The organism is Arthrobacter agilis (genome assembly GCF_006494655.1).
GTDB classification, from domain to species: Bacteria; Actinomycetota; Actinomycetes; order Actinomycetales; family Micrococcaceae; genus Arthrobacter_D; species Arthrobacter_D agilis.
In genome coordinates, this window is record NZ_VHIM01000001.1 from 89,057 (window position 1) to 102,436 (window position 13,380).

General features: G+C 70.2%; 13 protein-coding genes. All 13 read right to left on the minus strand.

Going from position 1 to position 13,380, the window contains the following annotated elements; genetic code table 11:
* Positions 1-32 precede the first annotated feature (32 nt).
* On the minus strand, positions 33-1,199 hold the full coding sequence (gene ispG, locus FJV46_RS00420; RefSeq protein WP_087030618.1) for a flavodoxin-dependent (E)-4-hydroxy-3-methylbut-2-enyl-diphosphate synthase: 1,167 nt from the start codon (positions 1,197-1,199) through the stop codon (positions 33-35).
* Positions 1,200-1,350: 151 nt separating this feature from the next.
* Positions 1,351-1,641 (minus strand): YciI family protein, encoded by a 291-nt coding sequence (locus FJV46_RS00425; RefSeq protein WP_087030621.1) that lies wholly within the window; start codon positions 1,639-1,641, stop codon positions 1,351-1,353.
* 19 nt (positions 1,642-1,660) lie between these two features.
* Positions 1,661-2,101, minus strand: a complete 441-nt coding sequence (locus tag FJV46_RS00430; protein WP_087031836.1) for a hypothetical protein — start codon at positions 2,099-2,101, stop codon at positions 1,661-1,663.
* Positions 2,102-2,188: 87 nt separating this feature from the next.
* The gene (locus tag FJV46_RS00435; protein WP_087030623.1) at positions 2,189-2,794 is read right to left on the minus strand and encodes a MarR family transcriptional regulator; all 606 of its coding nucleotides are present in this window, start codon (positions 2,792-2,794) and stop codon (positions 2,189-2,191) included.
* Between the two features lie 39 nt (positions 2,795-2,833).
* The gene (locus FJV46_RS00440; RefSeq protein WP_087030626.1) at positions 2,834-4,177 is read right to left on the minus strand and encodes a M50 family metallopeptidase; all 1,344 of its coding nucleotides are present in this window, start codon (positions 4,175-4,177) and stop codon (positions 2,834-2,836) included.
* Positions 4,174-5,442 (minus strand): 1-deoxy-D-xylulose-5-phosphate reductoisomerase, encoded by a 1,269-nt coding sequence (gene dxr / locus FJV46_RS00445; RefSeq protein ID WP_087030629.1) that lies wholly within the window; start codon positions 5,440-5,442, stop codon positions 4,174-4,176. The genes FJV46_RS00440 and dxr overlap by 4 nt, the downstream gene beginning before the upstream one ends.
* Before the next feature lie 103 nt (positions 5,443-5,545).
* Positions 5,546-6,370: an HpcH/HpaI aldolase/citrate lyase family protein gene (locus FJV46_RS00450; protein WP_087031839.1), complete on the minus strand. Its 825-nt coding sequence runs from the start codon at positions 6,368-6,370 to the stop codon at positions 5,546-5,548.
* Positions 6,367-6,903, minus strand: coding sequence for a MaoC family dehydratase (locus FJV46_RS00455; RefSeq protein WP_087030632.1), 537 nt, complete (start codon positions 6,901-6,903; stop codon positions 6,367-6,369). Before FJV46_RS00455 ends, FJV46_RS00450 begins: the two co-directional genes overlap by 4 nt.
* Positions 6,900-7,550 carry a 3-oxoacid CoA-transferase subunit B gene (locus tag FJV46_RS00460; RefSeq protein WP_087030635.1) on the minus strand — a complete coding sequence of 217 codons (651 nt, stop codon included), beginning with the start codon at positions 7,548-7,550 and terminating at the stop codon, positions 6,900-6,902. The genes FJV46_RS00455 and FJV46_RS00460 overlap by 4 nt, the downstream gene beginning before the upstream one ends.
* A gap of 2 nt (positions 7,551-7,552) precedes the next feature.
* Positions 7,553-8,329 carry a CoA transferase subunit A gene (locus tag FJV46_RS00465; protein WP_087030638.1) on the minus strand — a complete coding sequence of 259 codons (777 nt, stop codon included), beginning with the start codon at positions 8,327-8,329 and terminating at the stop codon, positions 7,553-7,555.
* A 41-nt stretch (positions 8,330-8,370) separates the two neighbouring features.
* Positions 8,371-9,552 carry an acyl-CoA dehydrogenase family protein gene (locus FJV46_RS00470; RefSeq protein ID WP_087030640.1) on the minus strand — a complete coding sequence of 394 codons (1,182 nt, stop codon included), beginning with the start codon at positions 9,550-9,552 and terminating at the stop codon, positions 8,371-8,373.
* A complete protein-coding gene (locus FJV46_RS00475; RefSeq protein WP_087030643.1) occupies positions 9,549-11,708 on the minus strand; it encodes an acetyl/propionyl/methylcrotonyl-CoA carboxylase subunit alpha in 2,160 nt (719 codons plus the stop codon). The genes FJV46_RS00470 and FJV46_RS00475 overlap by 4 nt, the downstream gene beginning before the upstream one ends.
* Positions 11,709-11,713: 5 nt before the next feature.
* Entirely contained in the window at positions 11,714-13,357 is a 1,644-nt protein-coding gene (locus FJV46_RS00480) for a carboxyl transferase domain-containing protein (protein ID WP_087030646.1), read from the minus strand.
* Between the last annotated feature and the right edge of the window lie 23 nt (positions 13,358-13,380).

Here is a 13,380-nt window from a genome sequence, read left to right on the forward strand (position 1 = left end):
AGGACCAGGGCCCCTCCGGGTCTGCCTGCGGTCTAGCTAACGGTAACCATGGGGCCACCCTGGCCAGCAGTTTCGCCATCAGCCTCCCCCATCTCCTCGGCGAGACGCATCGCTTCCTCGATGAGCGTCTCCACGATCTGGTCCTCGGGCACTGTCTTGATGACCTCGCCCCTGACGAAGATCTGGCCCTTGCCGTTACCGGAGGCCACGCCGAGATCAGCCTCGCGTGCCTCGCCCGGCCCGTTGACGACACAGCCCATGACGGCGACGCGCAGGGGCACCTCCATGCCTTCGAGGCCGGCGGTGACCTCCTCGGCGAGCGTGTAGACGTCCACCTGTGCCCGGCCGCACGACGGGCAGGAGACGATCTCGAGCTTGCGGGGGCGGAGGTTGAGCGACTGCAGGATCTGGTTGCCCACCTTGATCTCCTCGACCGGCGGCGCCGACAGCGAGACGCGGATGGTGTCGCCGATTCCCTTGGCGAGAAGCGCACCGAAGGCCGTGGCGGATTTGATCGTGCCCTGGAACGCGGGGCCGGCCTCGGTGACGCCCAGGTGAAGGGGCCAGTCGCCGCGTTCGGCGAGCAGCTCGTAGGCCCGGACCATGATCACGGGGTCGTTGTGCTTGACCGAGATCTTGAAATCGTGGAAGTCGTGCTCCTCGAAGAGCGAGGCTTCCCAGACGGCGGATTCCACGAGGGCCTCCGGCGTGGCCTTCCCGTACTTCTCCATGAGGCGCGGGTCCAGGGAGCCCGCGTTTACGCCGATGCGGATCGAGGTACCGGCCGCCTTCGCGGCCTCGGCGATCTGCTTGACCTGGTCGTCGAACTTCCGGATGTTGCCCGGGTTCACGCGGACCGCGGCGCATCCGGCGTCGATCGCCGCGAAGACGTACTTGGGCTGGAAGTGGATGTCCGCGATGACCGGGATCTGGGACTTCCTCGCGATGATCGGCAGTGCCGCGGCGTCGTCAGCGGACGGGCACGCCACGCGGACGATGTCGCAGCCGGTGGCCGTCAGTTCCGCGATCTGCTGCAGCGTCGCGTTGATGTCCGTGGTCGGCGTGGTGGTCATCGACTGGATGCTGATCGGTGAATCGGACCCCACGCCCACCGACCCGACCTTGATCTGGCGGGTCTTGCGCCGGGGAGCGAGGACGGGCGGCGGTGCTGCTGGCATTCCTAGGTTGACCGAGGTCAAAACATCCTCCATGCTGGCGGCCGGAACCGCTCGTCTGACGAGATTCTTTCCTTCATTATCCACCCGGGCCGAGCCGCGGTCCGCCTGCGGCGACTCACGTCACATCGCCGTGGCGTCGCTGCTCAGCGTGTCGATCGGCGCGGGTCCGCTGTCACACGAGGGTGCGGAAGGCTCCGATGATCGGGGTCCACTCGGTGGTCTTCACGGCCGAGATCGCACCCACCAGCGCGAACGGATCCTCGCTCACGAGCTGGTTGAGGTCAGCCTCGGTCCCGGAGGAGAACACCAGGAGCGCACCGCTGCCGTCGGCGAAAGGACCGGAGGCGAGGACACGGCCCTGTTCCACCTGGGCTTCCAGCCACTGCCGGTGCGCGGGCCGGTGCTCTGCGCGCAGCTCCTCGTGGTCGGGGCTGTACACGTATTCGACGGCGAAGATACTCATGGGCATCACCCTACGTGAATCACAGCACGTAGACCTTGATGACGGCTGCCACTCCCGAAGCCCACAGCAGGGACGCGAGAGTCCCGATGATGAAGCGCTCCGAGGCGGCGGGTGACTCCTTCAGTTCGGCGTAGCGGCCGAGGGCCTTCACCGCGACGACGTAGGCGATCGCCACCGGTTGCCCCGCGAGAACGGCGACGGTGACGGCGAGGCGCTCCAGCACCCCGATGACCAGTCCGCCGCGCAGCACACCGGGGGGCAGCGCGTCCACCCCTCCGCGGGGTGGTTCGGCGGGCGGCTCGGGGAGTTCGAACTGCGGCTGGTCCGCCGGCTCCGGCGGCTCGGCCCGGCGTCGTTCGGCCGTGTCCACCGAACGCGCCAGACGCAGGACGAGCATGGTGACCGGCGAGCCGAGCCCGCCCGCCACGAGCAGTGCGACGGCTATCCACACGGCGTCCACGGCCATCCCTCCCGACGATCCGCAGGATGCCGGGCGACATCCTGCTCCCTATGTCTACCGCACGGCACCCCCGAACTGCTGCAGCAGCTAGCCCACCGCCCCCGGCTCGGTATCCGCCCAGGTCAGCAGGCGTGCGGCGGCGGGACGCACGGCGAGTTCCTCGTTCCAGGCGGCCCGCGCCACCGCCTTGCTGACGGCCTGTGGAGTGATCTCGAGAGAGCGGGCGACGGCGGTCTGGGTGCCCCGCACCCCGGGCTCGAGGAGATCGAGAATGCGCCACTCGGCCTCGGAGCGGGCCATGACGTGGCGGCCGAGCAGCGCGAGCACGCCCTCGGCCTCGGCCGCGCCGTCGGGCCCTTCGACCGCCAGGGGTGCGCGTTCCCCCATCCTCTTGGCCCGGTCCACGGCGGTGCGGGCCGCCACGAAGGCCGATCCCCGACCCTCGCGCGGCGACGGAGGGAACGGACGCTCGACCTCCCCGATGCCGACGCCCACGTACCAACCGCCCTCGCGCAGGCAGAGGAGAACGGCGTCGACGACATCGGAAGCCGCCTGGACGACACCCTGTGCCTCGTCACCGACCGAGCGCTCCCACGGCAGGACGGTGGGCACCGCGCGCAGTAGCTCCAGGAGGTCCGGGACGCGGTCCGCTGCTGAGCGGCTGCCGATCTGGTCGATGGTCAGGACGAACATGATTCAACCGTATGAGGTTGAATATGCAATTACAACCGATCAGCCGAAGAGATCGACGGGCTTCACGATGTCCGCGTAGATGAGCAGGGCGCCCATCCCCATGAGGAGGATGGCCACGACATAGGTCAGCGGTAGGAGCTTCGCCATGTCGAAGGGGCCCGGATCCGGTCGTCCGACGACACGGGCGACGCCACGGCGTAGTCCCTCCCACAATGCGCCGGCGACGTGGCCGCCGTCCAGCGGCAGCAGCGGGATCAGGTTGAAGACGAACAGCGCCAGGTTCACACCGGCCACCAGGCCGACGAGGGTCGCGGCGCGGGAGGCCGGTGGCACCTCCTCCATGGCGGAGATCTCGCCCGCGATACGACCGACACCGACCACGCTGATGGGCCCCTCGGGGTCCCGCGGAGCATCCGAGAAGGCTGCCTGCCCGACCTCCACGAGGCGCTGCGGCAGGTTCAGGACCACACCGGTCACGCGGACCAGCGAATCGCCGACCGCGGGCAGCACCTCGGAGGCCGGCTGCGGGACCAGTTCCTGCGTCGAGCCGACCCCGAGGAACCCCACCTCCTGCGTGACGGCCGTGCCGTCGTCGTCCAGCATCGCCGTGCCGTCCTCGTCGGCGACGGGCCGCTCGGTCAGGAGTGGCGTGATCGTCGACTCGACGGTCCGACCGTCGCGGACGTAGCTGATGGACACCTCCCGGCCGGCAGCGTCGCGGATCCAGCTCGAGAACGAGGCCCAGTCGGTGACCTCGCGGCCGTCGAAGGCCACGATGCGGTCACCGGGCAGCAGCCCGGCCTCGTATGCCGGGGCTGCCGGATCGGCCGGGGCGCACTCGGTCTGGCCCGTCGCTGCCTGCACACTCGCCGGGACCACGCACTCCGAGACGGAGGCGAGCGTGGTGGTGGGCTGCGACGTGCCGAACCCCATGATCAGGACGGCGAAGAGGACGGTCCCGATCAGCAGGTTCATCAGGGGACCGCCGAGCATGATGACGATGCGCTTCCAGATGGGGAGCCGGTAGAAGACGCGGTCCTCGTCGCCGGGCTGCAACTGCTCGGCGGCCGCCTGCCGGGCGTCGTTGCTCAGCTGCTGGAAGACTCCCGTGCTGGATTGGCGGACGGCACCCGCCTCCGTCGTCGCGGGCGGGAACATGCCGACCATCGAGACGTACCCGCCGGCGGGGATCGCCTTGATCCCGTACTCGGTCTCGCCGCGGCGCCGCGACCAGACGGTCTTCCCGAAACCGACCATGTACTGGGTGACACGCACCCGGAAGAGCTTCGCAGGGACCAGGTGGCCCACCTCGTGCAGCGCGATCGACACCAGGATCCCGACGACGACGAAGAGCACTCCGACGATGAACAGCAGAACAGTCACGGCTTTTCCTTCTGGCTTCCCGGACCGGCCGCCCCGGCCGGTTGCTCCCCGACCCCACAACGGGCCCGGGCATTCCTGCGTGCCCACCGCTCCGCCTCGAGGACGGCGTCCAGGGTCAGCGGACCGGCCGGGCCGGCAGACTCGCGGCTCCGCTGCTCGTCGACGACGGCGGACACCGTGTCCACGATGTCAGTGAAACCTAGGGCGCCCCTGTGAAAAGCATCGACGGCCTCCTCGTTGGCCGCATTGAACACCGCCATGCGCGTGCCACCCTCCGCTGCCGCCCGCTTGGCCTCCCTGATCGCGGGGAAGGCGTCCTCGTCGAGCGGCTCGAACGTCCATTCGGCGGGCCTGCCCCAGTCGCAGGCCCGCGCCGAGCCGGGCACGCGGAAGGGCCAGCCGATGCCGAGGGCGATGGGCAGGCGCATGTCGGGAGGCGACGCCTGCGCGAGAGTGGAACCGTCGATGAACTGGACCATCGAGTGGATCATGGACTGCGGGTGCACGACGACGTCGATCCGCTCCAGCGGGATGTCGAACAGCAGGTGCGCCTCGATGACCTCGAGCGCCTTGTTCACCATGGAGGCGGAGTTCGTGCTGATGACGCGGCCCATGTCCCAGGTGGGATGCGCGACGGCCTGCGCGGGCGTGACGTGCTGCAGCTGCGCGCGCGTCATACCGCGGAAAGGCCCGCCCGACGCCGTGAGGACGAGGCGGTCCACCTCGTCCGCCGTCCCGCCACGCAGGGCCTGGGCGATCGCGGAGTGCTCGGAGTCCACGGGGACCAGTTGACCCGGCGCTGCCGCCGCGCGGACGAGCGCTCCCCCGGCGATGAGTGATTCCTTGTTGGCGAGCGCGAGGAGATGTCCCGCCGCGAGCGCCGCGAGGGTGGGCTCGAGGCCGATGGAGCCCGTGATGCCGTTGAGGACGACGTCGGCGTCCGGCCATGCAGCGACGCGTGACGCCGCCGTCCCGCCGACGAACAGCCGGGGTGCGTAGCCGCTGACGCCCGCTGCGTCCGCGGCCCGGCCGATCGCCTGCTCGAGGTCGGCCTCCGCGGTGGACGCCGCTCCGACGACCGGCGCCCGCACCGCGACCGCCTGGCGGGCGAGGACGTCCAGGTTCCGGCCCCCCGCGCTGAGCCCCGCGACACTGAACCGGTCCGGGGCGGCCGCGATCACATCGAGGGCCTGGGTGCCGATGGAACCGGTGGAGCCGAGGATGGTGACGCGCCGGTGCGCCCGGCTCGGGTTGCTGAAATCCATGCGTCCAGTATCCCGCAGCCTGCCGATACCCCTGCGCTAGGTGGTAGACGACGCGGATTCACCACCGCCCTTCTGAGGAGGGCCTGGCGGCAGCGGGACGGACTCAGCCCTCCGCTGCCCTGGCCAGTACGCTCCGGGCATGGCGGAGGATCGGCTCGTCGACCATGCGCCCGTCGTACGTGAAGACCCCGCGCTCGTCCTCCGCGGCGGCGAGCACGGCCCGGGCGTGCCGGATGTCGGCATCGGTCGGTGCGAAGGCCGCGCGGATCACCGGCACCTGGGCCGGGTGGATGCACGCCTTGGCCGCGAAGCCCGAGGCGACGGCGTCGTCGGCCTCCAGCGCGAGGCCCCCGGTGTCGGCGATGTCGACGTACACGGCGTCGATGCCCGCGCGGTCCGCAGCGCCGGCGGCAAGGAGCACCTGCGAGCGCGCCTGGAGTGCGACGGCGCGGTAGGCGCCGTCCGGTGAACGGCTCGATGTCCCGCCGAGCGAGGCCACGAGGTCCTCGGCTCCCCACATCAGGGCGACGACGCCGTCGGTCCGGGCGATGCCGACGGCGTTCACCACTCCCCTGGCCGTCTCACAGAGCGCGATCACGTCGACGTCGCCCAGTGCCGACCGCACCGCGTCGACGTCCTCCGGCGATTCCGTCTTCGCGAGCATGACGGTGCGGTACCCGGTGCGCCGGACGGCCTCGCAATCGCCGGCGAAGTCGGGTGCGCCCACGGCGTTCAGCCGGACGACCGTGCGGGCGGGGTCGAGCGAGGACGCGGCGAGCGCCTCCCGGGCGGCCGGCTTCGCGGCGGGGGCGACGGCGTCCTCGAGGTCGAGGATGACCATGTCGGAGCGCTCCGCCGCCTTCTCGTAGCGCTCCGGACGGTCGGCCGGGCAGAAGAGCAGGGCGGGACCGAGCTGGATGCCGCTCACGCCTGCCCCTCCCGGGTGGCGGTCGAGGACCACATGAGCACCGAGCGGGTGGCGGTGGCCACGACCTCGCCGTGCTGGTTGCGGCCCGTGTGAGTCATGGTCGCGATGCCCTGGCCGGGACGGGACGACGACGGCCGGACACCGGTGATCTCCGTCTCCGTGTACAGGGTGTCCCCGTGGAAGAGGGGCTTCGGGAAGGCGACGTCGGTCAGGCCCAGTTGCGCCACGATGGTGCCCTGCGTCAGCTGCGAGACCGACTGCCCGACGAGCGTCGCGAGCGTCAGCATCGAGTTGACGAGCCGCTGCCCGAACGGCTGGCCCTCGGACCAGGCGGCATCGAGGTGCAGGGCCTGCGTGTTCATGGTGAGTGTCGTGAACAGGACGTTGTCCGCCTCGGTCAGGGTGCGGCCCGGACGGTGGGCGTAGACGGCCCCCACCTCGAGCTCGTCGAGGTACAGTCCCCGCTGCTCGATGACGCGGCGGTCGGAGGCTGTGCCGGCCGGGTCCCCGGACGCGGCGTCCTGACCGGTCACGCCGCGGCGTCCGTGAGGGCGATCCGCAGCGGAGCGCCGGTCGCGACAACGACGTCGTCGACCGCGACACCGGGCGCCGTCTCCCGCAGTACGAGCCCGTCCGCCTCGACGTCGATCACGGCGAGGTCCGTGACGATCCTGTCGACGCAGCCTTTGCCCGTCAGCGGGAGGGAGCACGATCCGACGATCTTCGGGCGGCCGGCGCGGTCCACGTGCTCCATCATGACGATGACCCGCTTGGCGCCGAACACGAGGTCCATGGCGCCGCCCATGCCCTTGACCATCTTGCCGGGGACCATCCAGTTCGCGAGGTCGCCGTTCTGCGCGACCTCCATGGCGCCGAGCACCGCGACGTCCACGTGGCCGCCGCGGATCATGCCGAAGGATGCCGCGGAGTCGAAGAAGGCGGCGCCCGCGTTGGCCGTGACGGTCTCCTTGCCGGCGTTGATGAGGTCCGGATCCACGGCGTCCTCGGCCGGATACGGCCCGACCCCGAGGATGCCGTTCTCCGAGTGCAGCACCACCTCGACACCCTCGGGGATGTAGTTGGGGATGAGGGTGGGCATGCCGATCCCGAGATTGACGTACTGGCCGTTCTCGAGCTCCAGGGCCACCCTGGCCGCGAGCTCGTTGCGGGTGAGCGCCATGGTCAGGCTCCTTCGGCTGAGGTGGGGGCGGCCAGCGAGACCGTGCGCTTCTCGACGCGCTTCTCCACGCCGGGGGCGAGGACGACGCGCTGGACGAAGATGCCGGGCGTGTGGACCTGTGCCGGGTCGAGCTCCCCCGGTTCCACGAGCTCCTCCACCTCGGCGATGGTGATCCGACCGGCCTGGGCGCACAGCGGATTGAAGTTCATGGCGGTCGCGTGGAAGACGAGGTTGCCGTGCCGGTCGCCCTTCCAGGCGTGGACGAGGGCGTAGTCGGGCCGCAGCGATTCCTCGAGGACGTGATCGACCCCGTCGAAGGACCGCACCTCCTTCGGCCTCGACGCCTGCGTGACGTTCCCCTCGGCGTCGTACCGCTGGGGCAGCCCGCCCTCGCTGACCTGGGTCCCCACGCCCGCCGTCGTGTAGAAGGCGGGGATACCCGCACCGCCGGCCCGGAGCTTCTCGGCGAGCGTGCCCTGCGGCGTGAGTTCCACCTCGAGCTCCCCGGAGAGGTACTGGCGGGCGAACTCCTTGTTCTCGCCGACGTAGGAGCTGATCGTCCGGCGGATCCGGTGGTCGGACAGGAGGATGCCCAGTCCCCAGCCGTCCACGCCGCAGTTGTTGCTGACGGTCTCGAGATCCGCCGTGCCCTGTGCATGCACGGCGTCGATGAGCGTCACCGGGACCCCGCACAGGCCGAACCCGCCGACGGCGAGCGAGGCACCGTCGGGGATGTCCGCGACGGCCTCGGCCGCGCTGCCAACCACCTTGTTGATCACTGCTTCTCCTTCGACGTTCCCCGGACGGGCGGTGCCGGGCGCTAGAGCCCGAGCTCCCTCGCGATCAGCATGAGCTGGACCTCCGTGGTCCCCTCGCCGATCTCGAGGATCTTCGAGTCACGGTAGTGCCTGGACACCACGAACTCGTTGATGAAACCGTAGCCGCCGAAGATCTGGGTGGCGTCGCGCGCGTTGTCCATCGCGGCCTCCCCCGCGACGAGCTTCGCGATGGACGCCTGGGTCTTGAACGGTTTGCCGGCCAGCATACGGGCGGCGGCGTCGTAGTAGGCCAGGCGTGCGGTGTGCGCGCGGACCTGCATGCGGGCGATCTTGAACTGGATGGACTGGTAGGCGCCGATGGTGCTGCCGAAGGCCATGCGCTCCCCCGCGTACCGGATGGACTGCTCCACGCAGCCCTGCGCGGCGCCCGTCGCGAGTGCGGCGATGGCGATGCGGCCCTCGTCGAGGATCTGCAGGAAGTTGGCGTAGCCGCGGCCGCGCGTCCCGAGCAGGTTGGCCTCGGGCACGCGGACGTCCTTGAGGGTCAGCGGATGCGTGTCCGAGGCGTTCCAGCCCACCTTGTTGTAGGCCTTCTCCGCGGTGAAGCCGGGGGTGTCCGAGGGCACCAGGATGGTGGAGATCTCCTTCTTCACGGTGCCGTCGGGCCGCTCGGAGGTCCCGGTCACCGCGGTGACGGTCACGAGGGAGGTGATGTCGGTGCCGGAGTTCGTGATGAACTCCTTGGTCCCGTTGATGACCCACTCGGATTCACCCTGGCCGTCGGCGCTCTCCTCGAGCCTCGCCGTCGTCTTGGTCCCGGACGCGTCCGACCCCGCTTCGGACTCCGTCAGACCGAATCCGCCGAGGGCCGCACCCGAGGCGAGGGACGGCAGCCACTGCTGCTTCTGTTCCTCGGTGCCGAACCGGTAGACGGGCATCGCGCCGAGCGAGACGCCCGCCTCGAGGGTGATGGCCACGGACTGGTCCACGCGCGCCAGCTGCTCGAGCGCGAGGCACAGCGCGAAGTAGTCGCCGCCCATTCCCCCGTACTCCTCGGGGAAGGGCAGGCCGAAGAGCCCCATGTCGCCCATCTGCTTCACGACCTCGTAGGGGAAGCTGTGCTCGGCGTCGTGCTTGGCGGAGACCGGGGCCACGACCTCGTCGGCGAATTCGCGGACGGTGTCGACGAGGTCCTGGTATTCCTCGCTCAGTTCGAAATTCATGCTGCGTTACCTTCCGTGGGATGGTCTGCGGGGCTGGCTGGCTGCTCGGTCGGCGGGACCTTGGTATCGATGGTGGACGTACCGCTGGTGGAGGTCTCACTGGTGGAGGTCTCGATGGTCGCGACGACCTGCTGGGCCCTGACGAGATCCCCGGGCTTCAGGGACAGGTGGACGACGCCGGAGACGGCGGCGGTGAGCTGGTGTTCCATCTTCATGGCTTCGACGGCGAGCAGGACGTCGCCGGCTCGGACGACGGCGCCGTCCTCGACCGCGACGGACACGACGGTGCCCGGCATGGGACTGCGGACGAGTGGGTCCGCTGCACCCTCCTCCCGGCTGATGCGCGACAGGGAGTTCTCGAGCAGGTCGCGTCGGGTGAGGCGGCGCACCCGGGCCGACCAGCCGGCGTCGCCGAGCCAGACCGTGTCGCCGTCGACCGCGACGCTGCGGCGCGAACGGATGCCGTCGATCGTCACGGCGCCGCTCGCACCGACGCCATCGGAGACGACGACGGAGACGACGACGTCCCCCACCGTCGCCTCCCACGTCACGCCGACAGACTGCAGCAGGACCGTCTCGGTGGCGCCCCGGGTCTCCAGGACCATGGACCGCGGCCTCGCGGTCCCCAGCCGGAAACCGTCCCGGCGGTGCCAGGGCGAGCCTCCCGCGACCGCGGGGTCGGACCCGGCGAGGAGGACGGCGGCGAGCGCGAGATCCTCGGCCGTCGCGCGCCGGAAGGCGAGACCGGGGAGCTTCCGCTCGATCATGGTGGTGTCGAGCCGCCCGGCGCGGACGTCGTCGTCGGTGACCAGGAGGCGCAGGTACTCGATGTTGGTGTCCACCCCGAGCACCACGGTGTCCGCGAGCGCGGCGTCCAGGCGATCGAGTGCCTGGCGCCGGTCCGGACCCCACGCGATCACCTTGGCGAGCATCGGATCGTACGACGACGACACGGTCCCGCGCGGCAGCAGGGAACTGTCGACACGGACGCCGTCGCCCGCGGGCTCGGTGAGCGCCAGGACGGTCCCGGTGGAGGGCAGGAATCCGGCTTCGGGGTTCTCGGCGTACACCCGTGCCTCGACGGCGTGACCGGTGAGGACGACGTCGTCCTGCGTCAGTGACAGTTCCTCGCCCGCGGCGATGCGGATCTGCCAGGCGACGAGGTCCACCCCGGTGACGAGCTCCGTGACAGGGTGCTCCACCTGGAGGCGCGTGTTCATCTCCATGAAGAAGAACTCGTCCGGTGCCGCGTCGGAGACGAGGAACTCCACGGTCCCCGCTCCCGTGTAGTCGACGCTCCGCGCGGCACTGCAGGCCGCTTCGCCGATCCGGCGGCGCGTCGCCTCGTCGAGGAGGGACGACGGCGCCTCCTCGATGACCTTCTGGTGCCTCCGTTGCAGGGAGCACTCGCGTTCGCCGAGGTGGATGACGTTGCCGTGGCGGTCGGCCAGCACCTGCACCTCGATGTGACGCGGGCGTTCGACCAGCCGCTCCAGGAACAGCGTGTCGTCGCCGAACGCCCGTGCGGCGACGCGGCGTGCCGTGGCGAGGGCGTCGGTGAGGTCCTCGGCACGGTGGACCGCGTGCATGCCCTTGCCGCCACCGCCGGCCGACGGCTTGATGAGCAGGGGGAAGCCGACATCGTCTGCGGCGGCGAGCAGCGCCGCGTCGGTGAGTCCCGGTTCGGCGATGCCGGGCACCAGGGGCACGTCGAAGCCGCCCACGTGGTTCTTGGAGCGGATCTTGTCGCCCATGATGTCCAGGGCATGCACCGACGGACCGATGAAGACGATGCCCGCCGCATCGAGCGCCTCGGCGAAGGCCGCGTTCTCGCTGAGGAACCCGTAGCCGGGATGCACCGCGCCGGCGCCGGTGCGGCGGCAGGCCTCCACGATGGCGGGGATGGAGAGGTAGCTCTCCGTGGGCGCGTCTCCCCCGATCCGGACGGCGACGTCGGCCTCGAGGACGTGGCGGGCGCCTGCATCGGCGTCGCTGTGAACCGCGACGGCGCGGAGCCCGAGGGCGTGGACCGAGCGGATCACGCGGCACGCGATCTCGCCGCGATTGGCGATGAGCACGGTGTCGAAGGGCCAGGAGCCTACCGGGGCGTGCGCGGGACCGTGTGCTGGGGAGGTGGTGTGTGTGGAAGAGGTCATCGGGGTCACATCCGGAAGAGGCCGAAGGAGGTATCGGGCAGGGGCGCTGCGGCGCAGACGTCGAGGGCCAGTCCGAGGACGGTGCGGGTGTCCGCGGGATCGATCACGCCGTCGTCCCAGAGCCGTGCGGTCGAGTAGTACGGATTGCCCTGCGCCTCGTACTGGTCGCGGATGGGAGCGCGGAATGATTCCTCGTCCGCTGCGGACCACTGCTCCCCCCGGCCCTCCAGCTGGTCCCGCTTGACGGTCGCGAGGACGGACGATGCCTGGTTGCCGCCCATCACGGAGATGCGGCTCGCCGGCCACATCCAGAGGAACCGCGGTGAGTAGGCCCGGCCGCACATGGAGTAGTTCCCGGCGCCGAAGGAGCCGCCGACGACGACAGTCAATTTCGGGACGCGGCACGTGGCCACCGCGGTGACCATCTTGGCCCCGTTCTTCGCGATGCCGCCCGCCTCGTAGTCCTTGCCGACCATGAAGCCCGAGAGGTTCTGGAGGAAGACGAGCGGGATGCCACGCTGATCGCACAGTTCGATGAAGTGGGCGCCCTTGAGTGCGGACTCGCTGAACAGCACGCCGTTGTTGGCGACGATCCCGACCTGGTGCCCGTGGATGGCGGCGAAACCGGTGACGAGCGTGGTGCCGTACTCGCGCTTGAATTCGTGGAAGCGGGATCCGTCGACGATCCGTGCGATGACCTCCCTGGCGTCGTAGGCGGCGTTGACGTCGGTCGGGACGGCGCCGTACAGCTCCTCGGGGGCGACGGCGGGCTCCTCCGGCGTGGTCCCGCCCTCACGGAGGGTCTGCGCGGATGGGGCGGGCACGTCTGCGCGAAGGGTCGGAGTGGACGGCAGCGTCGAGATGATGTCGCGCACGATCTCGAGGGCGTGCTGATCGTTCTCGGCGAGGTGGTCGGTGACTCCGGAGACCCGGGAGTGCACGTCACCCCCGCCGAGCTCCTCCGCGGTCACGACCTCGCCGATCGCCGCCTTAACGAGCGGCGGGCCGCCGAGGAAGATGGTGCCCTGGTTCCGCACGATCACGGTCTCATCGCTCATCGCCGGGACGTAGGCCCCGCCGGCCGTGCAGCTGCCCATCACTGCCGCGATCTGCGGGATCTTGCGGGCGGACATGGAGGCCTGGTTGTAGAAGATGCGGCCGAAGTGGTCGCGGTCCGGGAAGACCTCGTCCTGGCGGGGAAGGAAAGCGCCGCCGGAGTCCACGAGGTACACGCACGGGAGGTGGTTCTCGAGCGCGATCTCCTGCGCGCGCAGGTGCTTCTTGACCGTCATCGGGTAGTAGGTGCCGCCCTTGACCGTGGCGTCGTTCGAGATCACGAGGACGTGGCGGCCGTGGACCAGGCCGATCCCGGCGATCACGCCGGCGCCCGGGCACTCGTCGTCGTACATGCCGTTCGCGGCGAGGGGCGCGATCTCGAGGAACGGACTGCCGTCGTCGAGCAGCTGATCGATGCGTTCGCGCGGCAGCAGTTTGCCGCGGGCCGTGTGACGTTCGCGGGAGCGCTGCGGACCCCCGAGGGCCGTCGCGGCGAGACGTGCGCGGAGCTCGTCGACCAGCTCCTGCTGGGCGTTCGCGTTCGCGGCGAAGGCCGGTGAGAGCGGATCGACCTTCGATGTCAGAGTCTCCATCGACTACTTCCTCGCGCAGTATT